The organism is Stenotrophomonas sp. 63632_Sma, assembly GCF_056482875.1.
Window position 1 is genome coordinate 1,249,730 of sequence record NZ_CM151220.1, and the last position, 24,250, is coordinate 1,273,979.

The following is a 24,250-nucleotide window of genomic DNA, read 5'->3' on the forward strand; positions in this document are numbered from 1 at the left end:
GGGCGCGCGCCCATGACCTTTGGCCATGGGGCCCTGCATCGCACAGGCCTAGCATCGGAAGATTCTCCGTTGTTGGAACCTGCCCGATGAAGACCCGAGCCTTGGCCATGTCATTGCTGTTCGCGCTGGCGGCCACGCCCGCGCTGGCGCAGACCTCGCCGCCGGGCGATGCCGCGGCCCCTGGCCTGCTGCGCATCGACGTGGATGCACGCGACCTCGCGCGCCGCATCTTCAAGGTGACCGCCACGGTGCCGGCCAAACCCGGCCCGATGACCCTGCTGTACCCGCAGTGGATTCCCGGCAACCATTCGCCCACCGGCCCGATCGACAAACTGGCCGGCCTGCGCGTGACCGCCAACGGCAAGCCGCTGGCCTGGCAGCGCGACCAGTTCAACGTCTATGCGTTCAAGGTGAACGTGCCCGAGGGTGTCAGCGAGATCGTCGCCCACTTCGATTTCCTTTCCTCGCAGGGCGGCAGCCAGGGCCGGGTGGTGATGACTCCGGAAATGCTCAACCTGCAGTGGAACGCCAACTCGCTGTATCCGGCCGGTGTCGATGCGCGCCAGCTGCAGGCGCAGGCCAGCGTGACGCTGCCCAAGGGCTGGTCATTCGCCACCGCGTTGGAGACCGCGCGCCGTGACGGCGACACCGTGGTGTTCAAGCCGATTTCGTATGACCATCTGGTTGATTCGCCGTTGTTCGCCGGCGAGCACTACCAGCGCATCGATCTCGACCCGGGTGCGGAGGTGCCGGTGCACCTCAATGTGTTCGCCGACGAGGCCAAGTCGTTGAAGCCGAGCGAGGCACAGATCACGATGCACCGCGCGCTGGTGCAGCAGGCCGACAAACTCTATGGCGCGCGCCACTACAACCACTATGAGTTCCTGCTGGCGTTGACCGACCGCCTTGGCGGCATCGGCCTGGAGCATCACCGCTCCAGCGAGAACAGTGCCGATCCAGGCTACTTCACAGAGTGGGACAGCAACGCGTGGATGCGCGACCTGCTGCCACATGAGTACACCCATTCGTGGAACGGGAAGTACCGTCGCGGCGCCGATCTGGCCACCGCCAACTTCAACGTGCCGATGGGCGACAGCCTGCTGTGGGTGTATGAGGGCCAGACCCAGTTCTGGGGCCAGGTGCTGGCGGCGCGTTCGGGCCTGTGGTCGACCACACAGGCGCGCGACATGCTGGCCAACGTGGCCGCAACCTATGACCGTGGTCGCCCGGGCCTGGCCTGGCGGCCGCTGCAGGACACCACGAACGACCCGACCATCGCCCAGCGCCGCACGTTGCCCTACCGCAACTACCAGATGAGCGAGGACTACTACTCCGGCGGCCAGATGCTGTGGCTGGAAGTGGAGGGCAAGCTGCGCGAACTGAGCGGCAATCGCCGCAGCCTGGACGACTTCGCACGTGCGTTCTTCGGCGTCGGCAATGGCAATTGGGACGTCAATCCGTACACCTTCGATGATGTGGTCGCGACCTTGAACGGCATCGCGCCGTACGACTGGGCGACGTTCCTGCGCGGGCGCCTGGATGGCCATGGTTCGTTGACCGGTGGCCTGGAACTGGCGGGCTGGAAGCTGGTTTACCGCGATACCCCGAACGACGCCTACAAGGCGCAGGAAAAGCGCGCCAAGGCCGCGTTGCTGGCGTACTCACTGGGTGCGACCGTGCTCGACAACGGCACGGTCGGTGACGTGATCTGGGACAGTCCGGCGTTCAACGCCGGTCTTGCACCGGGCATGAAGGTGATCGCGGTTGGCGGCCGTGAATACAGCAGCCAGCGCTTGAAGGATGCAGTCGCCGCCGCAGCAAAGGACAAGGCGCCGATCGTGTTGCTGGTGAAGCAGTTCGATCGCATCGAAACGATGAGCATCGCCTACCACGGTGGCCTGCAGTACCCGGTGCTGGAGCGCATCGCCGGCAAGCCTGACCGCCTGGCGGATCTGTGGAAGGCGCGATGAAGCCGCGCGCCCGCGATGGCGTGATCCTGTTGATGGCGATCCTCGCCATCGTGGGCGCGTTCCTGCACGGCGATGGGCGTTGGCTGCACTGGCTGGCCAAGCCGGCCACCACGCTGCTGATCGCTGCCATCGCCTGGCGCGTGCATGATCCGGTGCAGCCGTTCTACCGCCGCGCGGTGCTGGCCGGCATGCTGCTCTCGTGCGTGGGTGACATCGCGCTGATGTTGCCAATGGATGCGTTCGTACCGGGGCTGGTCGCATTCCTGCTGGCGCATGTCTGCTACATCATCGCCTTCCGCGGAGGCCTGCGTGCCGGGCGTGGGCTGGTCGGCGCCAGCGTCCTGCTCGGTGCGTTTGCCGTGCTCAACGTGCTGGGCCTGTGGCCACACCTGCCCGCACCGATGCGTATTCCGGTGCTGGCGTACGTGGTGGTGCTGGCATCGATGGCGGTGCTGGCGCTGGCACGGCAGTGGCGCCGCCCGCAGCCTGACGCCATGGAGGCCGCCAGTGCCCGTTGGGCCGCCGCCGGTGCGTTGCTGTTCGTCGCCAGCGATTCACTGCTGGCCTGGGACCGCTTCGCCGGCGGCCTGCCGCTGGCCAGCCTGCTGGTGCTGTCCACGTACTACGCCGCGCAGTACGCCATCGCGCGCTCGGTGAAATAGAAAAAGGGGACGGAGGGGATTAAGTCGCAAACCGCACCAAGGCACATACGACTTAATCCCCTCCGTCCCCTTTTTTGTGTGGCCTACCGGCGGCTCACGCCGCGCAGGGCGCCCTGCGCATCGAACTGCAGGCGCACGGATTCGCGGTCACCGGCGACTTCGTCCGGCAGCCATACCAGCTTGCCGGCTTTGCGCACGATCACGTAGACGTGGCCGACTTCAGATGCGGGGTTCTGCAGCGCATTGCGCTGTTCCTGCAGCGCCTGCGCCACGCGCGGCACAGCCTCGAAATCGATGCTGGCCAGGGATGTGCTGCTGCGCTGCAGGCTGATGGTCGGCGCAAACTGCTGCGGGTTCACCGGATTGCCCTTGCGCCATTGGCCACGTTCAAAGTGATAGCTGTCGACGTGGCCCGGCTGTTGCGGATCGACCAGATCGAGGTTGATGCGGCCATCGTCGTAGAAGTGGATGCTGTGGAAGACCGTCAGCCGCTGGCCAGCCAGCGCTGGCATCTGCTCCAGTGCCTGACGGGCAGCCAGCAGGTAGTCCGCATCGAACAGGCGGTTGTTGCGCTCGGGCGCTCCAGCGGTGCCCGCGGCGGGGAAGGGCGCCGGGGACGGCACAAGCGATGCGGATTGCTCGCGCGGCGACTGGGACGAGACGGACGCGGGCAACCGGTCCGGCTGTACCGAATGCCCCAGCGTTTCGCTGATGGTCTGCAGGGCGCCGCCGGCAACGGCCACGCCCGCCAGAACCAGCAGCAGTACCAGGAACACGGTGCGGGTTGAGGGCGGCTGTTTCATACTCCCTCCAGGCGCACGTTGCTGTGGTCATCCGGGTCGTACAGCAGCGTCACATGCTCGCGCGGGATGTTGGCCAGTTCAATCAGCGGGATGAAGCGGCGCACGCGGGCCTGCTGCATCTTGCCTTCGCGGTCGATGTATTCCAGCTGGAACTCCACCTGCGGCTGTTCGTTGAGGTAGGTGCCGGTCTGACGCACCTTCAACACCCTGGCCTCCACGCCGATGCCGCGATACTTCAGCGCATCGCCGCGGGCATCGGCGTGCAGCAGGCGGCCGAGCAGGCGCAGGCCCAGCGCATAGCCACACAGCACCAGCGGGCACACCAGCAGCGGGTGACCGAACGACAGGAAGGTCCAGCCCAGCCCCTCGCTCTGCAGCTGGTAGGCCCACACATAGGCAGCGGCAACGATGGCGATGCCGAGTGCTGCACCGATGCCGCGCCGCCACAGGCTGGCGACATTCAGTTCGGGCTGGGCACCGTCCAGCACGATGTTGGGGAATGCTCCGGGTGTCCGCCCCAGGCGTGCATCAATGTGCCTGCCGGCCTCGAAGCGATGCAGCTGGGGTTTGCTGTCGACCACCAGCATCTGTTCGCGGACCGGCGTACCGGACAGGTTCTTGAAGGACAACTGCAGTTTCCATTGCGCGAACCCACGCACCTGCACGCCGGTCTGTTCGGCCTGTTCGATCAGCGCACTGCGCGGTTCACCGTCGGCCAGGATCGACTGCACCCGGTGCAGTGCGCGTGGCGGCCCCAGCAACAGGTAGTGCAGGAAGGCGAACAGCAGCGTCAGCCACAGGACCATCGACAGTGCGAGCAGCAACAGTGCCAGCCACGGTGCGCTGCGGTCGACCAGCGCTACCGGCCACGAAGTGCCGAAATAGAGAATGCAGGGAAAAGGCAACGCGAAGAACAGCAGGAACGCGCCCCAGAACCAGAGATAGGCTTTCATGGGGGAAGGGGACCGCGGTGGAACAGGGCGCGTAGATTACTACGCTTCAGCGGAACTGCAGGGTAAGCAGGTAGTAGCGGCCGAGCGGATCGTCCAGCCCGGGCATCTGGCCGCCGTTGCCGACCAGATAGTTCACCGGTTGCGTGTCCAGCACGTTGTGCACGTCCAGCGCTGCAACGATGCGCGGCCCCAGCCGGCGTGCGAGGTGCAGGTTCCAGCGCAGCTGCCGTGGGTTCATGCAGTGGTTCCGGTCGACCTGCTTCTGCGGGCACTCCGCCCCCGGCAGCCAGGCACGCGTGCGCCCGATCTGGTTGCCGCGCAGCGCGATGTCCCAGTTGCTGTTCTGCCATTGCACGTTCAACACCGCAGCCAGCTCGGGTGTCACATGGCCACGCAGGTCCACGGCGGCCTCATGGTCACGGCGGCGAAGCAGTTCCTGCTGCTTCAGCGCATCGAGCGAAAACAACCATTGGCCGTTGCTGCCGCTGTCGATGCGGTACTCGCCACGCAGCACCCAGTTGCGGGAGGTGGTGCGGCCGATGTTGTCGAACGACAGGCGCAGGCTGCCCAGGTGGCCGTCTTCATCCAGTTCCCACGTGCTGCGGTTCCACACCGCATCGCTCGGCTGCAGGGCGAGGATCTCGTTGCGTAGTTCCACGATGTTGTGGGTCAGCGACAGCGAGAACGTGTCGTCGGGCGTCCACGTGGCTGCCAGCGAATGGCTGCGTGATCGTTCGGCCTTCAGTGCATCGTTCTCAACCACGTTGGCCGTGACGCTGCAGCCGCCACCACGCGTGGCGATCGCACATTCCGGAAGGGCACTGGACACCGGAAGCGTGATCGAGCCGAAGTAGCCGGGCGGCCGCCGTTGCTCGAACAGGCTCGGTGCACGATAGCCGCGCCCGCTGGCCAGCAGGAACGACCAGTGCGGCGTAGGGCTCCAGCGCAGCCCGGCACGAGGCGAGAACGCCATGAAGCCGCCGTCGCGGTCCCAGCGTGCAGCCAGGTCCGCGCGCAGCGTGGGGGCCAGCGGCAGGCCCAGCTCGGCGTAGACGCCACTGCTTTGTCGCGACAGGCGGCGTCGCTGCTGTGGCAGGCCCAGCGCAAGGTCGCCCTGGCTCAGCAGTGCGTCCGGGCGCGAGGTCCAGCGTTCATGGCGCAGGTCGATGCCGGTGGCCAGCTGCGCATTGCCGCCGGGCATTGCCATCAGCTCACGCTGCACGCCCCACCAGCCCTGCCATTGTGCGGTGCTGCCGCGGTTGCGGATGGACGGAAACAGCGTGTCCGCCTCGGCCGCCGGCGGCGCGTCGAAACCGGGAGTGAACCTGCGCGCCTGCGTTGCTTCAAGCAGGCGTGTCGTGCGCACGGTGCCTGCAGTGGACAAGGTCACGTCGCTGCGCTGCGCGCTGATGCCCGCCTCCCAGCTGCGCCGGCCCTGGTCGCGGCCGATGCCGAAGGTAAGGTCGGCATCGGTGGCGCGGACGCTGGGGCGCACGTTGCCGGCCTCACGCAGCACACTGTTGAAGGTGATTCCGCGCGAGACCACCGCAACGGCGGTCGGGCCCAGATCGAAGCGCTGGCGGTTGTGACTGGCCCGCGCCTCGACATAGGCATAGCGTCCCTCACCACGTTCATGCCGGTAGTGCAGGAAGGCCGACGCGGTATCCGAGGCGGGCTGCAGCGACCGCGGCCGCGCGCTGTCAAACCAGCAGCCATCCTCGCGCCGCTTCAGGGGCGGCTCGCAGCGCCGGGCGGGCACGTACCAGTTGCCGAAGATCGCGCCGATCGGATACAGCGAGGTTTCCGCGTGCCAGTCACGCTGGTCACCGGCGACATGTTCGACACGGTGCAGATCGAGTCCGGCAAACCAGCGGTCCCCGTTGCCACGCGCGCCGCCCGTGGCGGCCTGCAGGCGGTACTGGCCCGCATCGCCGCGGCTGCTCAGGCCGGTCTGCAGCATGGCTTCGGGCCCATCGGCCTGGTCACGCAGGATGATGTTGACCACGCCGGACATGGCGTCGGCCCCATAGATGGCCGAGGCACCACCGCGTACCAGTTCGATGCGGTCGACGAAGCTCAGCGGAATGCCGCCGAGGTCGGTGAGCCCACCCTGTTCCAGCGACACCATCGGATAGCGCGGCAGGCGCCGGCCGTTGACCAGGAACAGCGTCGCCCGCGGGCCCATGCCGTCGAGGCTGGTGGTGGCCGCTGCGCCCACCGGCAGGTACTGCGAATCGCCGCCGCGCGAGGTGCTCATGGCCGGATGGCCGTTCATGCCGGGCAGGTGCCGCAGCAGGTCGAACAGATTGCCGTAGCCGCTGCGCAGGATATCGTCGCGATCGATGGTGGTGACCGGCAGTGTGGTCTGCACCGAAGAGCGCGGCAGCCGGCTGCCGGTGACATGGATGGGCGCCAGTTCCACCTGGTGTGGCGTGTCGGCGGACTTGGGAGCCGGGCGCGGCAGGCGCGGGGCTGCGACCGCTTTCGGCGGCGTGGCAGGGGGCTCGGGATGGACGCGCCGCACGACAAAGGCACCGGATGAAGTGCGCAGGATGTTCACCGGCAGGCCGGCGACCAGCTGCTTCAGGGAGGCGCCGGTATCGCGTTGGCCACGGCTGCCGCCGGTGCGCAGATCATCCAGTTCACGTGCGTCGAACAGCAGGGCGGTGCCACTCTGCCGGGCCCATTGCTGCAGTGCCGGCACCAGTGGGCCGGCGCCCACGTCGATCTCCAGCGTGCCGGCGGGCTCGCCGGCATCGGCCATCGGTAGTGCGGCAACACCCAGTGCAAGGCATAGCAGGACGCGGAGCAGCCCCCACTGCAGCGCACCCGGACCTGCCTTCACTGCCGGTCTCCTCAGTAGGTGCGGCGCAGTTCCAGCGCGCCATCCGGACGCGTCTGGCCAGCCACGGACCAACCCAGTTCCAGCGCCGACAGCAGCTCCTGTGCATCACCGGCGCGGAAGGTGCCGCTTACAGCCAGGTCGGTGATCTCCGGATCGACGATCACCAGTGGCGTGCGGCCATAACGGTTCATGCGCTCGACCACGATCGACAGTGGCGTGGCATCGAACACCAGTTGCCCACGCAGCCAGCCTTCAGCGGCTGCGTTGGACGAGAGGGCAGGGCCCGGCTGGATACGGCCGGAGGGCAATACCTGCAGCTGTTGGCCGGGTGCCAGCGTGTGCTGCGCTGCGCCGTTGCTGACTTCCACGGCACCTTCCAGCAGTGCGACCTCGACCAGGCCGTCGCGCAGGCGTTCCACCTGGAAGGTCGTGCCGATGTCGCGGATCGTACTGCCGCCGGCGTGCAGCTGCAGCGCCTTGTTCGACGGAGCGACCTGCAGTTGCAGCCGACCCCGCTCCAGCACCAGATCACGATGACGCCAGCCGAAGCGGGCGCGGAGGGTGGTGCCGGCATCCAGCATGGCGACGCTGCCATCGGCCAGCGTCTGCTGCTGTGCCTGGTGCGAATCATTGGCGTAGACCTGTGGCGTCGGGTTGCCGTCGACGGCAATCATCCAGCCGATGCCGATCGCCATGCAGACACCGGCGGCAGCGGCCACGCCCGGCAACCAGCGCCGGCGCGGCGGACGCGCCGCCCGTGCCGCGGCGGTGCGCAGCCAGGGGTCAGCCGCAAGCTCCGCACCCTGCTGGAACAGGGTTTCGGCCTGCACCCAGGCTTTGACGTGGGCCGGATCTTCGGCCAGCCAGTCCTCGAACGTTTCGCGTTCGGCCGATGTGCAGTCCGGGGCTTCCAGGCGGGCTACCCAGGCGCTGGCGCGTTCAAACAGCTGTGCATCATCCCTGTGCGGGGTGCCACTCATTGGCCGTCCCTGTCGTTGTGCAGCGGATCCGATCCCAACTCCTGACGCAGGCCCTGCAGGGCCCGGGCGATATGTTTTTCCACGGTCTTGGCAGTAATTCCACAATGCCGCGCGATCTGCGTGTAGCTCATGCCGGTGATGCGGTTGAGCAGATAGACCTCGCGTGCGCGTTCGGGCAGCTTGAACAGGGCCTGCCGCAGCAGGGACAGCATCTGCCCTGACTCGGCCTGGCGCAATGGATCGGGCGAGGAACTGGACGGTTCGTCGCTGCCATCGTGTTCGGCCAGCGGCAGATGCGGCCGCGACTGCGGCGAGCGGCCGCGGTCTGCCAGGCGGTTGCGGGCGATACGATACAGCAGCAGGCGCAGTTCGTCCGGGCCCTGTGCGCGATAGCGGATCAGCCGCTCCATGCAGTCCTGCGCGATATCCTCCGCATCCTCAGGCCCGACCCCCCGCGTGCGCAGGAACGCGCACAGCGGTGCGCGCTCTTCGCGTACGAACGCGATGAAGGCATCCGCAGGTGCGGGCGGCTCCGGCGCGCGATGGATCAGGGGAGACGGGGTGGACAGGGCTGGCCTCGACTGTCGGTGGCGAATGCGTCATCGAGTTTTACGCGACGATGACCGGATGGGGAAGAGTGTGCATCGATCGAATCCTCATTGTGAATGTATTCATTTTTCAGGATCCGTTCCACTGGGGGAGATCGCCCCGCTGCGGCGTTGATCGTTCTACCCGCGTGTTGCGGGTGGAGAGAGAACGCATGAAGTATTCGAAGTTGAGCCTGGCCCTGGCCGGGCTGATGGGCGTTGCCGCCATATCCGTGGTGGATGACGTCATGGCAATGAGTTATCACGTGCAGGACGATCGCGTCTTCCTCAGCGGCGGCGTCACCGTCGCCGATGTGGTGGCGCTGCCCGCACTGCTGGCCAAGGCGCAGGCTGAAGGCCGTCCGATCCGCGAAGTCGTGCTGCGAACGTCCAACGGTGGCGCGCTGATTGCCGGCGAGTGGCTGCAGGCGGTGATCCGTACCCAGGGCCTGGACACCATCGTGTCCGGCCACTGCATTTCGTCCTGCTCGATCATGCAGTCCGGTGGCGTCAACCGTTACCTCGGCGGCGATCTGCCGATGGTCGACTCGGTGCAGATCCATGCCGCCAGCAGTGGTGGCAGGATCACCTATGCGCCGTCGCCGCGCATGACCCAGATCTACACAGGCAACTACGGCGGTGGCATGGATGCGGGCCTGTTGCACAAGGCCATGTATGAAGTGGTGCAGCCCAATGGCCTCCTGGTATTCCGCGACCCGGCGCGTACCACGGGTACGTCGGTTACCTTCGATCCGGATGGCAGTGGGAGCAAGCTGGAGTCATTCCCGGGCCAGGACATCCGCAGCAACAGCATCATCAACACGGCGGGCTATCGCGATCCGGGCGACACCCTTCGTGTCACCAGCAACGTCAGCGGCGACATCAACCCGGGCTACCTTCGTACCGCGCGCCAGCTGCAGGCCTTTGTCGACGACGATTTCGCGCGCTGGAACACCGACTGGGCCAGCACCTACATCAACTATGCGGTGAGCCTGTACAACTTCTCCACGCGGGGGGCGAACGGTATCGGCGCGCAGTCGTTGCAGCAGCTGCTCGCCGACCCCGACCTCCAGGATGAACTGCGCGGCCAGCTGCGGCTGGCCGATCTGGATGCCTCGACCCTGGCCAACTCCGCCGGCGTGATCCGTGTCAGCAATGGCGCCACCTGGCGCACCGCTGAAACCACCGGCGCCGATTTCATTCTGGTGGACAACGGCACCATCGCACTGGAGGGTGGTGCGCTGCGCACCCCCGAGCTGCGGGTGATGCCGGGCAGCATCGTGGTTGGCCACGGTGATATCGCATCGGTCGGCACCGACAGCGATGCGCTGCTGGATGGCACCGGCCCGTCCTACCGCGAAGATGGCTTCAACCGCCTGCGCGTGTTCGGCACGCTGATGCCGCGCGGTGGGGATCTGGTGACCCACGGCTACGTCAACATCATGCCCGGCGGCCAGGTGTTGTTCGATGTTACCGAAGCCGGTGGTACCGGCAGTGGCCGCCTGCGCGTCGGCAGCTTCTACGACGGCGGCACCGAGGAGGGCGCGCTGGTGATCGCGCAGGGCGCACACCTTGCGTTGAATGTGGCCCAGGGCTTCTATGCCGGTGCCTACCGCCGCGATCTGGTGGAAGGGCCGATCTACCAGGGGGGCTTCCAGGATGTCGTGCGGCTGGGGGACGCCGGATACAGTGCCAGCATCACTGCCGGTGAAGTGTTCCGCCCGCGCCACAATTCACTGCTCAGCTTCAACGTCAACCAGACCGCCGACGGCCTGTGGCTGACCGCCAACCCCGGCTTTGACCAGCTGGGCCTGTTTGCCAACGGTACGTCCGGCGACGGCCTGGGCCGCGCGCTGGCGACCGCCTCCGATCGCCAGGACAAGGGACTGAGATCGCTGCTGGGCGCACTGCAGTTCGCCGACCGCGATGTAATCGCACAACAGGCCGGTGCTCTGCGCGGTGATGCGCACGCCAGCCTGCGACTGGCCGACACCGCGCTGGTGGGCAGCATCGGCAACGTCGTGCAGCAGCACCAGTCGGCCATGCGCAGCGGCGGTGATGCCGATGGCCTGGCCTCTCAGGTGGCGCAGTCGGTCTCCTCCCAGCCGGGCATGCGCCATGGCAGCCTGTTCAACCAGCTGGCGATGCACCTGGTCGAGCCGGCGTCGGGCAGCGTTGCGGGCAGGGCTGATGCTGGACGCAGCCATGGCATCTGGGCGCGTGGTTTCGCCAGCCATGGCCGCCTCGATGCCGACGGTGGCGTGGCCGGCCTGAGCCACACCATCGGTGGCATCGTGGTCGGTGCCGATACCCGCGTGGCCGATGACCGCGTGACCCTGGGCGTCAGCGTGGCCGCGGCAGACATGTCGACCAAGGCCAGCGATGGCTCTGGTTTCACTGGTGACGTGCGTGCGCTGGACGTGGGCGGCTACCTCGATGCGACGTACGCGCGCGGCTATCTGTCGGCGGCCGTGCGCTACACCGATCTGCGCCACGATACGCGTCGCAGCATCAACGGCATCGATGGCCTGCAGCAGCCGCTGCGCGCCAAGTACAGCAACGATGCGATCTCCGCACGGGTGGAACATGCGTTCTCCTTCACGACCGGCAAGGGCCTGGTGATCCAGCCGTTGCTGCCGGTGGTGGACTACGCGCGCACCTCGGCCACCCGCTTCAACGAAGGGCAGGGCGCCGGTGCGCTGGTTGGCCGCAGCGGCAGCCTGGAGAGCATCCGCGTGGGTGCGGGCCTGCAGCTGTTCAAGACCTTCGAAGGCAACAACGGCGAGCGCATCACCCCGCGCGCCCGGGTGGTCTGGCAGAAGGAACTGGGCGATTCGCAGGCCCGCTACAGCACCGGCTTCGCCGCGGCACCGGATCTGGTGTTCGGCGCCAGCAGCCAGGCGGTGGGCGAGCAGGTGCTGGCCTGGAACCTGGGTGTGACCAGCCGTGCCAGCGAGCGGCTGTCGATCATGGCCGATTACGTGGGTGAGCGCCGCGACGGGCAGATCCAGAACGGCGTGATGCTGGGCCTGGGCTACAAGTTCTAAGTGACGCCCGGCACCGGCGATGACGGCATCGCCGGTGCCATCCCAACGCGGGTGCTGCTGCGGTATGGTCGGTCTGCCATTCCACCCAGGCCCGTCCATGCAGATCGCCGTCTTCAGTGCCCGTCCCTACGACCGTCGTTTCCTTGATGAGGCGAACCAGCGCGATGCGGCTGGGGACGGCTTTGCGTTCGTGTACTTCGATGTGGCGCTGGACGTGCACACGGCCGCGCTGGCGCAGGATTGCGCAGCCGTATGCGTGTTCGTCAACGACCGCCTGGATGCGCCGGTGCTGCACGCCCTGCATGCGTTGGGCGTGCGCGCCGTACTGCTGCGCTGCGCCGGCTTCAACAATGTGGACCTGGCAGCCGCGAAAGCGCTGGATCTGTTCGTCGCACGCGTACCGGCCTATTCCCCGGAGGCGGTGGCCGAGCATGCGTTGGCGCTGGTGATGACCCTCAACCGGCAGACCCATCGCGCCTACAACCGCGTGCGCGAGGGCAACTTCATGCTGGATGGCCTGCTCGGGCGCACCTTGCATGGGCGCACGGTCGGCATTGTGGGTACCGGCAAGATCGGGCTGGCCACCGCGCGCATCTTCAACGGCATGGGCTGCACCGTGCTGGGGCACGATCCTTATCCGTCACCCGCGTTCGGCGGTATCGGCGAAATGGTCGGGCTGGATGAACTGCTGGCGCGTGCCGACATCGTGTCGCTGCATTGCCCGCTGACGCCTGAGACTCATCACCTGATCAATGATGCATCACTGGCGCGGATGAAGCCGGGCGCGATGCTGGTCAATACGTCGCGCGGCGCACTGGTCGATACCCATGCGGTGATCCGCGCGCTGAAGTCGCGCCGGCTGGGTCATCTGGCCATCGACGTGTACGAGCAGGAAAGCGCGTTGTTCTTCCAGGACCTGTCCGGCGAGATCATCGACGACGAGGCCTTCCAGCGCCTGATGACCTTCCCGAATGTGCTGGTGACCGGCCACCAGGGCTTCTTCACCGTGGAGGCGCTGCAGGAGATCTCGGCGATCACGCTGGGGAACCTGCAGGATTTCGCGGCCGGGCGGGTGTGCGCCAACCGGGTAGAGGTGGGCTGAGCCGGATGGATTGACCGCCGGGGCGCCCAGCCCGTAAAATCCCGGGCTCCGCCGGAATAGCTCAGTTGGTAGAGCGGCGCATTCGTAATGCGTAGGTCGCAGGTTCGACTCCTGTTTCCGGCACCAGTTGTAATGAAAAGCCCCGGCCTTGGTCGGGGCTTTTTGTTTGCGCCCGCCGGTGATCATTGGATTACCACCTCACCGAAGGCTGCAAGCCTTCATCAACGCCTCGTCATCCCTGCGCCTCGTGCCAGCCACCACGCGAGCTGCCGGAGATAGCCACCTGCTGCTCCCGCCGATGCGCCGATCAGCAGGCGTGCGAGCACTCTGGTCCCGCGCGCGGCTCGCTCCCGCACCCAAGGCAGTACCGCCACCACCTGCGCACCCAGCAACAGCATCAGCACGTCCAGCCCAAGCGCATCCAACACCGGCAGCAACGGCGACAGCGCCGGATTGCAGGCCAGCACGATCACCAGCGCAGCCCCAAGCGTGGCCAATAGCCGGCGCCCGGCGGGCAGGGTGGTCCAGTGCAGCAGTCGGCTGATCAGGCGCATGGCATTCCTTGTGTCATGAGCGCGAACCTCAATCAGGTCCAAGCGCGCGCACCGGCTGCCGCAGCACGGTCTTCAACCGCGCCGCGTCGGTCTTGCGCGGATCGCTCAGGTAGATCTCGTGATGGGGGCCGGCGAAGGCGTAGCCCAGCGAAGGCATCAGTTCGTTGTGCAGATGGGCCAGGGCCGGACCCTCGTCATCGTAGGCGCCTACATGCAGGGTCTGCAGGCAGAGGCCTTCTTCAAGAACTTCGTGGCGAAGGCTGGCCGGAACGTCGCCCAGTTTCTTCGCCGCCTTGGCGATGGCAGCCTCCAACTGCGCTGGACTGATCCCGTCCGGCGTGCGGATCATCACCGTCCACTTCCACTCATCCTTGCGGCGAGCCACAAAGCTCGACGGATCCTCGGCGGTCCACAGGGCTTCCAGCGGTGGCACCACGTAGTCCTGGCCCCCGGCCTTCAGTGCGAACTTCAGTGCATAGCTCACCGCGTACAGCCACTGCACCGCCTCCAGATAGGCTGGCGCGATATTCGGATCGCCGTGGCCGTCGACCATCAGGTAGGGCAGGGGCGGCACCTGCACCGGAACGAACTGGCCTGCCGGTGGCTGGTACAGCGCCCGGTCGCGTTTCTTGAAGTCGATCTTGTCCATGCACCTTCCTCCTGTGCCGAGCATCCCACGCCTTGCTTTCGCAGGCATGCCTGAACATGTTCAGGCGACTTTGCCGAACACGGGCGGAGCAGCCGCCATCGCCCGATGCTAGGATGCCGCCCCCCGGGTGTTCTGCCCGCCGCGGTTGCGCGGTGCGACAACGTGTCGCAGCCAGAAACGGGCCTTTCCTGCGCTCGATCATTGTCAATGCCTTTCTTAAATGGTGGGTGACGGCCTAAAATTGAAAGGCTGACTCGACCCCACCTCCCTACCTGTCTTCCGGACCGGTGGGACCGGCTTTGGCCGGAACAGGCAGGACGGGGAACGGCATTCCCTCGCAATTGGATCGACCGATGATTCCGTTGAAAACCCTTGGGCGCTGGTTGCGCCCGGGCCTGCTGCTGTCGTTGCTGGTGATGCTCACTGGCTGCGATGCGGTGGCCATCCTCAGTCCGAAGGGCCAGATCGGCCAGGATGAGAAGACCCTGCTGATCACGGCCACCGTGCTCATGCTGCTGGTCGTCATCCCGGTCATCATCATGACCCTGACCTTCGCGTGGAAGTATCGCGCCTCCAACACCAAGGCCCGCTACGAGCCGAAGTGGTCCCACTCGACGGCGATCGAGGTGGTGGTGTGGTCCATTCCCTGCATGATCGTGCTGGTGCTGGCGGTCCTGACCTGGCGCTCGTCGCACGCGCTGGACCCGTACAAGCCGCTGGAATCGGACGTCAAGCCGGTCACCATCGAGGCGATCTCGCTGGACTGGAAGTGGCTGTTCATCTATCCGGAAGAGAAGGTGGCGGTCGTCAACGAAATCAAGTTCCCGGTCAACACGCCGCTGAACTTCAAGATCACGTCCGATTCGGTGATGAATGCGTTCTTCATCCCGCACCTGGGCAGCATGATCTACTCGATGGCTGCGATGGAGACCAAGCTCCATCTGATCGCCAACGAGACCGGTGAATTCCCGGGCATGTCCTCGCACTACAGCGGCGCGGGCTTCGCCAAGATGCACTTCACCGCCTACTCGGTCACCGATGCCGAATACCGCCAGTGGCTGGACCAGGTCCGCGCCGGCGAGCAGACCCTGGACAAGGCCTCGTTCAAGGCGCTGGGTGAAGCACGCAACGCCGAGTGGTATCCGGTCACCTACTTCGGCAAGACCGAAGAAGGCCTGTTCGACTGGGTCATCGCCAAGCACATGGGCGACAACAAGCATTACGGCATGAAGCACGAACACGCCGGTGCCGCCGCTGCCGATGCCGCCAGCCATGAAGCGCACGAGGGCCATGCCCCCAGTGACGCGCATGATTCCAAGGAATCGGGTGAAAACCTGGATGCCAACGAACACGAACACGCAGGCCACGCCGGCCATGCGGGCTCGGGAGAATGAACATGTTGGGTAAACTCTCAATTGAGTCGATCCCCCACGATCCGATCGTGCTGACCACCCTGGTCGGCGCGGTGCTGGGTGGCCTGGGCGTCATGGCCCTGATCACCAAGTTCAAGCTGTGGGGCTATCTGTGGAAGGAGTGGTTCACTTCGGTGGATCACAAGAAGATCGGCGTGATGTACCTCATCGTCGCCTTCGTCATGCTGCTGCGCGGTTTCTCCGACGCCATCATGATGCGTACCCAGCAGGCGCTCGCCGTCGGCGGGTCCGAGGGTTACCTGCCGCCGCACCACTACGACCAGATCTTCACCGCCCACGGCGTGATCATGATCTTCTTCGTGGCGATGCCGCTGATCACCGGCCTGATGAACCTGGCCGTGCCGCTGCAGATCGGTGCGCGCGACGTCGCGTTCCCGTTCGTCAACTCGCTCAGCTTCTGGCTGTTCGTGTCCGGCGCGGTGCTGATCATGCTGTCGCTGTGGATCGGTGAGTTCGCTGCCACCGGCTGGCTGGCGTTCCCGCCGTTGTCGGGCATCGAATACAGTCCAAGCGTAGGCATGGACTACTACATCTGGGGTCTACAGGTCGCAGGCCTGGGTACCACGCTGAGCGGTATCAACTTCTTCATCACCATCCTGAAGATGCGTACCCCCAGCATGAAGCTGATGCAGATGCCGGTGTTCACCTGGACCGCCCTGGTGACCAACGTGCTGATCGTCGCTGCCTTCCCGGTGCTGACCATCACCCTGGTGCTGCTGACCCTGGACCGCTACCTGGGTACGCACTTCTTCACCAATGACGGTGGCGGCAACGCCATGCTGTACATCAACCTGATCTGGATCTGGGGTCACCCGGAGGTGTACATCCTGGTCCTGCCGGCGTTCGGTGTGTTCTCCGAAGTCATCGCGACCTTCTCGCGCAAGGCGCTGTTCGGCTACAAGGGCATGGTCTACGCCACCGCCTGCATCGGCGTGCTGTCGTTCATCGTGTGGCTGCACCACTTCTTCACCATGGGCTCGGGTGCCAACGTCAATGCCTTCTTCGGCATCACGACGATGATCATCTCGATCCCGACCGGCGTGAAGATCTTCAACTGGCTGTTCACCATGTTCCGCGGTCGCGTGCAGTTCACCACGCCCGTGCTGTGGACCATCGGCTTCATGGTCACCTTCACCATCGGCGGCATGACCGGCGTGATGCTGGCGATCCCGGCCATCGACTTCGTGCTGCACAACAGCCTGTTCCTGATCGCCCACTTCCACAACGTCATCATCGGCGGCGTGGTGTTCGGCATGTTCGCCGGCATCACCTACTGGTGGCCGAAGATGTTCGGCTTCCGCCTCAATGAGTTCTGGGGCAAGTGCGCGTTCTGGTGCTGGTTCATCGGCTTCTACGTGACCTTCATGCCGATGTACGTGCTGGGCTTCATGGGCATGACCCGTCGTCTGCAGAGCACCGTCAACCCGGCCTACGAGCCGCTGCTGCTGGTCGCTGCCGCAGGTGCCTTCATCGTGGGTGCCGGCATCCTGTGCCAGATCATCCAGGTGGCCGTGTCGATCCGCGACCGCAAGAAGACCGCCGACCTGACCGGCGACCCGTGGGATGCCCGTACGCTGGAGTGGGAAACCTCTTCGCCGCCGGCCTTCTACAACTTCGGCAGCCTGCCGGAAGTCACCGAGCTGGACGATTTCTGGGAGCGCAAGCAGCGTGGTGAAGCCTGGCCGAAGCCGGCCAAGTACACCGACATCCACATGCCGCGCAACACCGGCACGGGCGTGGTCATCGGTGCCTTCAGCCTGGTGTTCGGCTTCGCGATGATCTGGCACATCTGGTGGCTGGCCATCGTCGGCTTCGTCGGCATGATCGCCACGTTCATCTACCGCACCTTCGACCAGGACGTGGACTACTGGGTCCCGGCCGCCGAGGTGGAACGCATCGAGAACGAACACCGCAAGCACCTGGAAGCCCAGGGCCTGGTGAAGTCGGAGCTGAAGGCATGAGCACCAATACCTCGACCCTGAGCCACGGGCACGCCGCGCATGCGGCGGCCCATGGCCATGACGACCACGAGCACCACGACACCGGCGGCAACACCGTCTTCGGTTTCTGGGTGTACCTGATGAGCGACTGCCTCATCTTCGCCTCGCTGTTCGCCACCTACGTGGTGCTGGCAGGCGGCACCGATGGTGGCCCCACCGCGAAGGACCTGTTCGAACTGCCGTTCGTGGCATGGGAAACCGCGCTGCTGCTGACCTCGTCGCTGACCTTCGGCCTGGGCATGATCGCCATGCACCGCAAGCAGATGGGCCAGATGTACCTGTGGCTGGGCATCACCTGGCTGCTGGGCTTCGGCTTCATGTGCATGGAAGTGTGGGAGTTCCAGCACCTGATCCACCAGGGCTACGGTCCGGACCGCAGTGCCTTCCTGTCGGCGTTCTTCGCCCTGGTCGGTACCCACGGCCTGCACGTCAGCGCCGGCCTGCTGTGGCTGCTGGTGATGTTCGTGCAGCTGAAGAAGTACGGCCTGACCCCGACCAACAAGACCCGCATGGCGTGCCTGAGCCTGTTCTGGCACTTCCTGGACCTGATCTGGATCGGTGTGTTCTCCGTCGTCTACCTCAATGGAGCCCTGTAATGGCACATGACAACCATGCACACGACCACGGCACCGGCGGCGAAAGCCATGGCACCGTGAAGTCGTACCTGATCGGCTTCGTGCTGGCGGTGGTGCTGACCGTCATCCCGTTCTGGATGGTGATGTCGGGCGACTTCTCGCGCACCGTCAACGGTGTGGTGATCGCGATCACCGCGGTGCTGCAGATGCTGGTCCACCTGGTGTTCTTCCTGCACCTGGACCGCTCTTCGGAAAGCCGCTGGAACGTCAACGCTGCGGCCTTCACCGTGGTGGTGATCGGCATCATCGTGGTCGGTACCCTGTGGGTCATGCACAACATGAACGTGCACATGATGCACTGACGTCCTCGCGACGTTGCCACGCAGAAAGGCCGCCCTCGGGCGGCCTTTTTGTTTGTCTGCGGATGGGTAGTGCCGGCCGCTGACCGGCAATCGCGGGAAGCCGGCCGGCGGCCGGCTCTACCCCGCCACCCGGCGCAGGAACTCTTCGGCATCCATAGGCCGGCCCAGGTGATAGCCCTGCAGCTGGTCGCAGCCCAGTTCGCTCAGGTATTCGCGCTGCACCTGCGTCTCCACGCCTTCGGCCACCACCTGCAGCTGCAGGGTGCGTCCCAGCGCAATGATCGACGACACGATGGCGGCGTCTTCGTCGTTGCGTTCCAGGTCATGCACGAACGCGCGGTCGATCTTCAGTTCGGTGGCCGGCATCCGCTTCAGGTACAGCAGGCTGGAGTAGCCGGTGCCGAAATCGTCGATGGCGATATGCACGCCCATCGCCGTCAGGTCGTTGAGGATCGCCAGGCTGGCGTCGACATCCTTCATCGCCGTGGTCTCGGTGATCTCCAGGGTCAACCGCGCCGGCTCGATCCGGTGCCGCTGCAGCGCCTCGCGCACGCTGTCGAGCAGCGCCGGCGAGGCGAACTGCAGCGGCGACAGGTTCACCGCCATCGACCATCCGGTATGCCCGGCCTCGTGCCATGCACGCAGCTGTGCACAGGCACGGTCCAGTACCCAGTCGCCGATCGGCAGGATCAGGCCACTGCGCTCGGCGATGGGAATGAACACATCCGGCGCCAGCAGGCCCAGTTCCGGGTGCTGCCAGCGCAGCAGGGCCTCGGCGCCGGTAGCTGGTGCGCCAGCGGCCGGGAACTTCGGCTGGTAGTGCAGCAGCAGCTCGTCACGCGCGATCGCCTTGCGCAGGTCCTGCAGCAGGCGCAGCTGGCGGTTGGCACTGAGCTGCATCGACGGGGTGAAGAACGTATAGCCGTTCCGGCCGGTTTCCTTGGTGTGGTACATCGCCGCGTCGGCGTGCGCCATCAGTTCGCGCTCGTTGCTGGCGTCATCCGGGTACAGGGCGATGCCGAGACTGGCGCTGACCTGCAGTTCGGCGGCATCCAGGGTGAATGGTTCGCCGGCGGCGGCGATGATGCGTTCGGCCACCACCACCGCATCGTCCGGGGTGTCGATGGCCAGCACGATCACGAACTCGTCGCCGCCGAGGCGCGCGAACGTGTCCTGCGGCCGCAGCAGGCCGCCGATGCGCTGTGCCACCGCCACCAGCAGGCGGTCGCCCAATTGGTGGCCGTAGGCATCGTTGACCGCCTTGAAGCCGTCCAGGTCGCAGAACATCACCGCCACTGCGCGGCCGCGGCGGCGCGCTTTTTCGATGGCCTGCTCGATGCGGTCCTGCAGCAGCATGCGGTTGGGCAGCTGGGTCAGCGGATCATGCAGGGCGGCCTGGATCAGCTTGTCGTTGGCGTGCGCCAGCGAATCGGCCAGCAGCCCGGTGCGAACGCGCATCTGCCGGTCGAACAGTGAGGCCACCAGGGCGATACCCAGGGTGGCTACAGTGGTGACGATCACCAGTACCGCCAGCCAGCGCGTGTCGATGCCGCCGCTGCCGACCGCGCCGCAGATGCTGCCTTCGGGGAAGCGTGCGGCGGCCATGCCGGTGTAATGCATGCCGACGATGGCCAGGCCCATCACCAGCGAGGCCAGTGCGCGCAGGCGCATGGTGTGGCGCTGCTCGGTACGCAGGCGGAAGGCGATCCACAGCGCCGCGCCGGCGGCACCGATGGCTACTGCAATGGAGGCGGCGAACCAGCCCGGGTGATAGTCGATACCTGGCTGCATGCGCATCGCGGCCATGCCGAGGTAGTGCATGGTGGCAATGCCCAGGCCCATCAGCACGGCGCCGGCCAGCAGTCGTCGCCAGGGCAGGCTGGGTCGCGACACCAGCCACAGCGCATAGGCCGAAGCGCCGATCGACACTGCAAGCGAATACAGGGTGATGCCGAGGTCGTAGCCGACCGGGATCGGCAGGTCGAAGGCCAGCATGCCGATGAAATGCATCGACCAGATACCCAGGCCCATCGCCGCCGCGCCGCCGGCCAGCCACCAGCGGGCCACGCGGCCCTCGGCCGTGGCCAGGCGGCCGGCCATGTCCAGCGCCGTGTACGAAGCAAGAATGGCCACCAGCAGGGAGATGGCGACCAGGCTCTGACTGTAACTGCCAGTCATGTTGAATCCAGAGGGGGAGGGAGGGGCGCCCGCAAGGCGCACGCCCGCGACAGCTATCGGCGCGGGTGGGCGGGACTTGAGCGGTCGCAGCACCTGCGACCCGGCTCGGCTATCCTGCCACGCCTGTTCCCGTTGCTGGAAATCATCCGATGGCAAAAGCCCGCACCGCCTACGTCTGCAATGATTGCGGCGCCGAATTCAGCAAGTGGCAGGGCCAGTGCACCGAGTGCAACGCCTGGAACTCGCTGTCGGAAATCGTGCTGGAGAGCGCGGCGGCGGCCAAGGCGCCCGCGTCGCGCCGGGCCGGCTGGGCCGGCAAGATCGACCCGCCGAAGATCACCGCCCTGAAGGACGTGGAGCAGACCGAGCATCGCCGTGTCTCGACCGGCATCGGCGAGTTCGATCGCGTGCTGGGCGGTGGCCTGGTCGAGGGCGCGGTGGTACTGGTTGGTGGCGACCCGGGCATCGGCAAGTCGACCCTGCTGCTGCAGGCGGTGGCGAAGATGGCGGCCGAGCTGCCGGTGCTGTACGTCACCGGCGAGGAGTCGCTGGCCCAGGTGGCCGGCCGCGCACACCGGCTGGAATTGCCGCTGGATGGTGTCAACGCGCTGGCCGAGACCGGCGTCGAGTCGATCCTGCAGCATGCGTCCAAGGCCGGCCCACGGCTGATCGTGGCCGACTCCGTGCAGACCCTGTGGACCGAGAGCCTGACCGCCGCGCCCGGCTCGGTCAGCCAGGTGCGCGAGAGCGCGGCGCGGCTGGTGCGTTTCGCCAAGGAGACCGGCACCGCCGTGTTCCTGGTCGGCCACGTGACCAAGGAGGGCGGTATCGCCGGCCCGCGCGTGCTCGAACACATGGTCGATGCGGTGCTGTACTTCGAAGGCGAGAGCGGCAGCCGCTTCCGCCTGCTGCGCGCGTTCAAGAACCGCTTCGGTGCGGTCAACGAGCTGGGCGTGTTCGCGATGGGCGACAAGGGCCTGAAGGAAGTCTCCAATCCGTCGGCGATCTTCCTGTCCGGTGGCAGCACCCATCAGCCGGGCAGCTGCGTGATGGTCACCCGCGAGGGTACCCGGCCGCTGCTGGTGGAAGTGCAGGCACTGGTCGATGCGTCGCCGCTGTCGAACCCGCGTCGTGTCGCGGTCGGCCTGGAGCAGAACCGGCTGGCCATGCTGCTGGCGGTGCTGCATCGCCACGGCGGCGTGCTGGTCGGCGACCAGGACGTGTTCGTCAACGTGGTCGGTGGCATCCGCGTGCAGGAGACCGCTGCCGACCTGCCGGTGCTGCTGGCGGTGCTGTCCTCGCTGCAGGACCGGCCGCTGGCGGAAAAGACGATTGCGTTTGGCGAGGTTGGCCTGTCCGGCGAGATCCGACCGGTACCCAATGGCGAAGACCGCCTGCGCGAGGCCGCCACCCATGGTTTCAAGCGCGCCATCGTGCCCAAGGCCAATGCGCCCAAGGGCGGCTCGGTGAAGGGCATGGAAGTGATCGCGGTGGAGCGCCTGTCCGAGGCTATCGACGCGGCGTGATCGCGCCGGGCATGGCCCGGCGTCACCACCGCGCACGTGGAATACGGCGGCCGACACGGTAACGGTCAGCCTCCCTGTGCTAGTTTTTCCCGCTCGACGAAGACGCCCTCTGGCGTCTTTCCGTGCCCAGGAGTAAACGATTACATGCAGGACACCGCGCTCACCGCCCCCAACGCCGAAATCCGTCGCGCCGGGGTCGATCTAAATGGACTGATGACGGTGCTGGGCAAGCACCTGTATTCCACCCCGGTGGTGGCGCTGCGTGAGCTGGTGCAGAACGCGCACGACTCGATCATCCGCCGCCGCATCGAACAGCCCGGCGTCGAGGTACCTTCGCGCATTTCGGTGCAGGTCGATGCCGCTGCCGGCGTGCTGCGCATCATCGATACCGGCGCCGGCCTGACCCGCCAGGAGATCCATGACTACCTGGCGACCGTCGGCGTCGGCTACACCCGCGGCCTGCGCCAGGGCGGCGAGGACGATGAAGGCCTGATCGGCATGTTCGGCCTCGGCTTCCTGTCGGCCTTCGTGCTGTCGCGCCGGGTCAGCGTGCGCACCACCTCGTACCAGACGCCGGAACTGGGCCATCTGTACGTGTCCAGCAACGCCGAGCAGTACACCGTCAGCGAAGTGCCGGCACGCGCGGTCGGCACCGAGGTGGAACTGGAGCTGCATCCGGACTTCCTGCCGCTGGCCAACGAGGCGCGCCTGCACGAAGTGCTGGGTCGCTACTGCGCGCTGCTGTCCGAGCCGATCTTCATCGGTGCTGCAGGCGAGGCGCTCAACCCCGAGCCGCCGCCGTGGCGCGGCCAGGGCGATGTGGCCCTGCATCCGGTGCAGGCGCGTCGCCAGGCGCTGCAGTTCGCGGCGCGTTTCGAACATGATTTCGAGCCGATCGTCACCGTGCCGCTGCGTGCCGATGGCAACAGCGATGCCACCGGCCTGCTGTGGGTGCAGGACGGTGCCACCTACGGCACCAGTGACAACCGCAACCTGTCGGTGTTCGTGCGCGGCATGCTGCTGGACGACGATGCGCGTGACCTGCTGCCGCCGTGGGCGGGCTTCATCGGCGGGGTGATCGAATCCTCGCGGCTCACGCCCACCGCCAGCCGCGAAGACCTGCAGCGCGATGACCAGTACCGCGCCGTGCAGCATGCGTTGCTGGAGGCGCTGATCGACGGCTTGGCCGACGTTGCGCGGCAGCAGCCAGAGGCGTGGCGACGCGTATTGAGCCGCCACAACGAGGCGCTGCTGGGCGCGGCGCTGTGCGATGACCGCCTGTTCGACCTGCTGCTGGAACACGTGCGCGTGCCGACTTCGCAGGGTGACCTGCCGGCCAGTGCGCTGCCCGCACGCGGTGCCGTGCACGTGATCCTCGACAACGGCGGCGGCTTCGAGGAAATGCTGTTCCGTGCGATGGGCGTGCCGGTCGCGCATGGCCATCGCTATGCGGTGGTGCCATTCCTGCGCCGCTGGGCCCAGGCCAAGGGACTGCGTCTGGTCGAGCTCGGCACCGAGCAGGGCAACCGCGCGCTGTTCCGCAGCGATGACAGCCTCGACGAGGCGCAGCTGGCATGGCTGCGCGAGCAGCTGGGTGACGGCGAACAATTGCTGCCGGCACGCTTCAGTCCCGAGTCGCTGCCGGTGGTGGTGGTGCCCGACCGCGAAGCCGAGCTGAAGCAGCGCCTGGAAGACGATGAGAACGACAAGCGCGTTTCAATGGCGGCGCTGCGCCTGGCGCGTCAGTTCACCGCGCGCATCGAATCGCGTGCGCCATCGCGGCTGTACCTCAACCTCGACAACCCGGCGGTGCAGGCGCTGCTGCGCGCCCAGCGCGACGGCCACCCGCAGGCCGAAGCCGCAGCGCGCCTGCTGCGCTCACTGAAGATCATCGTCGCCGCGCAGGGCCGTCCACTGGCCCGCGCGACCGCCACGCCCGGCCCGGATCTCAACGGCGCCTTCACCGATATCGCCGGTGCCCTGCAGCAGATGCTGCGCTGAGCACCGCATCCTCTCATCCAGCC

18 protein-coding genes and 1 tRNA gene are annotated in these 24,250 nt (G+C 66.4%); 11 read left to right on the forward strand and 8 right to left on the reverse strand.

The features are described from left to right. Positions 1-86: 86 nt before the first annotated feature. Both ACZK45_RS05745 and ACZK45_RS05750 read left to right on the forward strand, forming a co-directional pair. The gene (locus ACZK45_RS05745; RefSeq protein ID WP_478445574.1) at positions 87-1,970 is read left to right on the forward strand and encodes a M61 family metallopeptidase; all 1,884 of its coding nucleotides are present in this window, start codon (positions 87-89) and stop codon (positions 1,968-1,970) included. After that, positions 1,967-2,632, forward strand: coding sequence for a lysoplasmalogenase (locus tag ACZK45_RS05750; RefSeq protein WP_478445575.1), 666 nt, complete (start codon positions 1,967-1,969; stop codon positions 2,630-2,632). The genes ACZK45_RS05745 and ACZK45_RS05750 overlap by 4 nt, the downstream gene beginning before the upstream one ends. 83 nt (positions 2,633-2,715) lie before the next feature. Here the strand turns inward: ACZK45_RS05750 and ACZK45_RS05755 are convergent, their stop codons facing one another. The 5 genes from ACZK45_RS05755 to ACZK45_RS05775 are packed head-to-tail and all read right to left on the reverse strand — an operon-like array spanning position 2,716 to position 8,689. Beyond that, positions 2,716-3,435 carry a hypothetical protein gene (locus tag ACZK45_RS05755; protein ID WP_125895435.1) on the reverse strand — a complete coding sequence of 240 codons (720 nt, stop codon included), beginning with the start codon at positions 3,433-3,435 and terminating at the stop codon, positions 2,716-2,718. Further along, on the reverse strand, positions 3,432-4,388 hold the full coding sequence (locus ACZK45_RS05760) for a hypothetical protein (protein ID WP_478445576.1): 957 nt from the start codon (positions 4,386-4,388) through the stop codon (positions 3,432-3,434). The genes ACZK45_RS05755 and ACZK45_RS05760 overlap by 4 nt, the downstream gene beginning before the upstream one ends. A gap of 46 nt (positions 4,389-4,434) precedes the next feature. Further along, positions 4,435-7,233 (reverse strand): TonB-dependent receptor plug domain-containing protein, encoded by a 2,799-nt coding sequence (locus ACZK45_RS05765; RefSeq protein ID WP_125895437.1) that lies wholly within the window; start codon positions 7,231-7,233, stop codon positions 4,435-4,437. An 11-nt stretch (positions 7,234-7,244) separates the two neighbouring features. Then, positions 7,245-8,213 (reverse strand): FecR family protein, encoded by a 969-nt coding sequence (locus tag ACZK45_RS05770; RefSeq protein WP_478445577.1) that lies wholly within the window; start codon positions 8,211-8,213, stop codon positions 7,245-7,247. Continuing rightward, complete coding sequence (locus ACZK45_RS05775) at positions 8,210-8,689, reverse strand: RNA polymerase sigma factor (protein ID WP_229301228.1); 480 nt, start codon at positions 8,687-8,689, stop codon at positions 8,210-8,212. The genes ACZK45_RS05770 and ACZK45_RS05775 overlap by 4 nt, the downstream gene beginning before the upstream one ends. A gap of 284 nt (positions 8,690-8,973) precedes the next feature. On the opposite strand from ACZK45_RS05775, the gene ACZK45_RS05780 reads away from it, so the two are divergent. The 3 genes from ACZK45_RS05780 (at position 8,974) to ACZK45_RS05790 (ending at position 13,075) form a co-directional block, all read left to right on the forward strand. Further along, positions 8,974-11,847, forward strand: a complete 2,874-nt coding sequence (locus tag ACZK45_RS05780; protein ID WP_125895438.1) for an autotransporter domain-containing protein — start codon at positions 8,974-8,976, stop codon at positions 11,845-11,847. Between the two features lie 97 nt (positions 11,848-11,944). Then, entirely contained in the window at positions 11,945-12,949 is a 1,005-nt protein-coding gene (locus tag ACZK45_RS05785) for a 2-hydroxyacid dehydrogenase (RefSeq protein WP_293792960.1), read from the forward strand. 50 nt (positions 12,950-12,999) lie between these two features. Further along, positions 13,000-13,075 (forward strand) — tRNA-Thr (locus tag ACZK45_RS05790). A gap of 95 nt (positions 13,076-13,170) precedes the next feature. Here ACZK45_RS05790 and ACZK45_RS05795 read toward each other — a convergent pair. Further along, positions 13,171-13,503: a hypothetical protein gene (locus tag ACZK45_RS05795; protein ID WP_125895440.1), complete on the reverse strand. Its 333-nt coding sequence runs from the start codon at positions 13,501-13,503 to the stop codon at positions 13,171-13,173. 28 nt (positions 13,504-13,531) lie between these two features. Then, positions 13,532-14,152, reverse strand: a complete 621-nt coding sequence (locus ACZK45_RS05800; RefSeq protein WP_478445578.1) for a GyrI-like domain-containing protein — start codon at positions 14,150-14,152, stop codon at positions 13,532-13,534. 353 nt (positions 14,153-14,505) lie between these two features. Between ACZK45_RS05800 and cyoA the strand changes: the two genes are divergently transcribed. From cyoA to cyoD, 4 genes are read left to right on the forward strand one after another with little or no spacing between them, the layout of a single operon-like run. Further along, on the forward strand, positions 14,506-15,546 hold the full coding sequence (cyoA, locus tag ACZK45_RS05805) for a ubiquinol oxidase subunit II (RefSeq protein ID WP_049424459.1): 1,041 nt from the start codon (positions 14,506-14,508) through the stop codon (positions 15,544-15,546). Positions 15,547-15,548: 2 nt separating this feature from the next. Continuing rightward, positions 15,549-17,546, forward strand: coding sequence for a cytochrome o ubiquinol oxidase subunit I (cyoB, locus tag ACZK45_RS05810; protein WP_478445579.1), 1,998 nt, complete (start codon positions 15,549-15,551; stop codon positions 17,544-17,546). Then, positions 17,543-18,181: a cytochrome o ubiquinol oxidase subunit III gene (gene cyoC, locus ACZK45_RS05815; RefSeq protein ID WP_005408583.1), complete on the forward strand. Its 639-nt coding sequence runs from the start codon at positions 17,543-17,545 to the stop codon at positions 18,179-18,181. The genes cyoB and cyoC overlap by 4 nt, the downstream gene beginning before the upstream one ends. Next, positions 18,181-18,522, forward strand: a complete 342-nt coding sequence (gene cyoD / locus ACZK45_RS05820) for a cytochrome o ubiquinol oxidase subunit IV (protein ID WP_005408584.1) — start codon at positions 18,181-18,183, stop codon at positions 18,520-18,522. The genes cyoC and cyoD overlap by 1 nt, the downstream gene beginning before the upstream one ends. A gap of 117 nt (positions 18,523-18,639) precedes the next feature. Here cyoD and ACZK45_RS05825 read toward each other — a convergent pair whose 3' ends face one another. Then, positions 18,640-20,700, reverse strand: coding sequence for a putative bifunctional diguanylate cyclase/phosphodiesterase (locus ACZK45_RS05825; protein WP_478445580.1), 2,061 nt, complete (start codon positions 20,698-20,700; stop codon positions 18,640-18,642). A 149-nt stretch (positions 20,701-20,849) separates the two neighbouring features. On the opposite strand from ACZK45_RS05825, the gene radA reads away from it, so the two are divergent. Both radA and ACZK45_RS05835 read left to right on the forward strand, forming a co-directional pair. Then, positions 20,850-22,226, forward strand: coding sequence for a DNA repair protein RadA (radA, locus tag ACZK45_RS05830; protein WP_125894537.1), 1,377 nt, complete (start codon positions 20,850-20,852; stop codon positions 22,224-22,226). 144 nt (positions 22,227-22,370) lie between these two features. After that, on the forward strand, positions 22,371-24,227 hold the full coding sequence (locus ACZK45_RS05835; protein WP_478445581.1) for an ATP-binding protein: 1,857 nt from the start codon (positions 22,371-22,373) through the stop codon (positions 24,225-24,227). Positions 24,228-24,250 lie beyond the last annotated feature (23 nt).

What these genes read in the sequence shown, in the direction of transcription:
- ACZK45_RS05780 (WP_125895438.1), top strand. Translation starts at nt 8,974, where the DNA reads ATGAAGTATTCGAAGTTGAGCCTGGCCCTGGCCGGGCTGATGGGCGTT.
- cyoB (WP_478445579.1), top strand. Translation starts at nt 15,549, where the DNA reads ATGTTGGGTAAACTCTCAATTGAGTCGATCCCCCACGATCCGATCGTG.
- ACZK45_RS05795 (WP_125895440.1), bottom strand. Translation starts at nt 13,503, where the DNA reads ATGCGCCTGATCAGCCGACTGCTGCACTGGACCACCCTGCCCGCCGGG.
- ACZK45_RS05785 (WP_293792960.1), top strand. Translation starts at nt 11,945, where the DNA reads ATGCAGATCGCCGTCTTCAGTGCCCGTCCCTACGACCGTCGTTTCCTT.
- cyoD (WP_005408584.1), top strand. Translation starts at nt 18,181, where the DNA reads ATGGCACATGACAACCATGCACACGACCACGGCACCGGCGGCGAAAGC.
- cyoC (WP_005408583.1), top strand. Translation starts at nt 17,543, where the DNA reads ATGAGCACCAATACCTCGACCCTGAGCCACGGGCACGCCGCGCATGCG.
- ACZK45_RS05745 (WP_478445574.1), top strand. Translation starts at nt 87, where the DNA reads ATGAAGACCCGAGCCTTGGCCATGTCATTGCTGTTCGCGCTGGCGGCC.
- cyoA (WP_049424459.1), top strand. Translation starts at nt 14,506, where the DNA reads ATGATTCCGTTGAAAACCCTTGGGCGCTGGTTGCGCCCGGGCCTGCTG.
- radA (WP_125894537.1), top strand. Translation starts at nt 20,850, where the DNA reads ATGGCAAAAGCCCGCACCGCCTACGTCTGCAATGATTGCGGCGCCGAA.
- ACZK45_RS05825 (WP_478445580.1), bottom strand. Translation starts at nt 20,700, where the DNA reads ATGACTGGCAGTTACAGTCAGAGCCTGGTCGCCATCTCCCTGCTGGTG.
- ACZK45_RS05770 (WP_478445577.1), bottom strand. Translation starts at nt 8,213, where the DNA reads ATGAGTGGCACCCCGCACAGGGATGATGCACAGCTGTTTGAACGCGCC.
- ACZK45_RS05835 (WP_478445581.1), top strand. Translation starts at nt 22,371, where the DNA reads ATGCAGGACACCGCGCTCACCGCCCCCAACGCCGAAATCCGTCGCGCC.
- ACZK45_RS05760 (WP_478445576.1), bottom strand. Translation starts at nt 4,388, where the DNA reads ATGAAAGCCTATCTCTGGTTCTGGGGCGCGTTCCTGCTGTTCTTCGCG.
- ACZK45_RS05800 (WP_478445578.1), bottom strand. Translation starts at nt 14,152, where the DNA reads ATGGACAAGATCGACTTCAAGAAACGCGACCGGGCGCTGTACCAGCCA.
- ACZK45_RS05755 (WP_125895435.1), bottom strand. Translation starts at nt 3,435, where the DNA reads ATGAAACAGCCGCCCTCAACCCGCACCGTGTTCCTGGTACTGCTGCTG.
- ACZK45_RS05750 (WP_478445575.1), top strand. Translation starts at nt 1,967, where the DNA reads ATGAAGCCGCGCGCCCGCGATGGCGTGATCCTGTTGATGGCGATCCTC.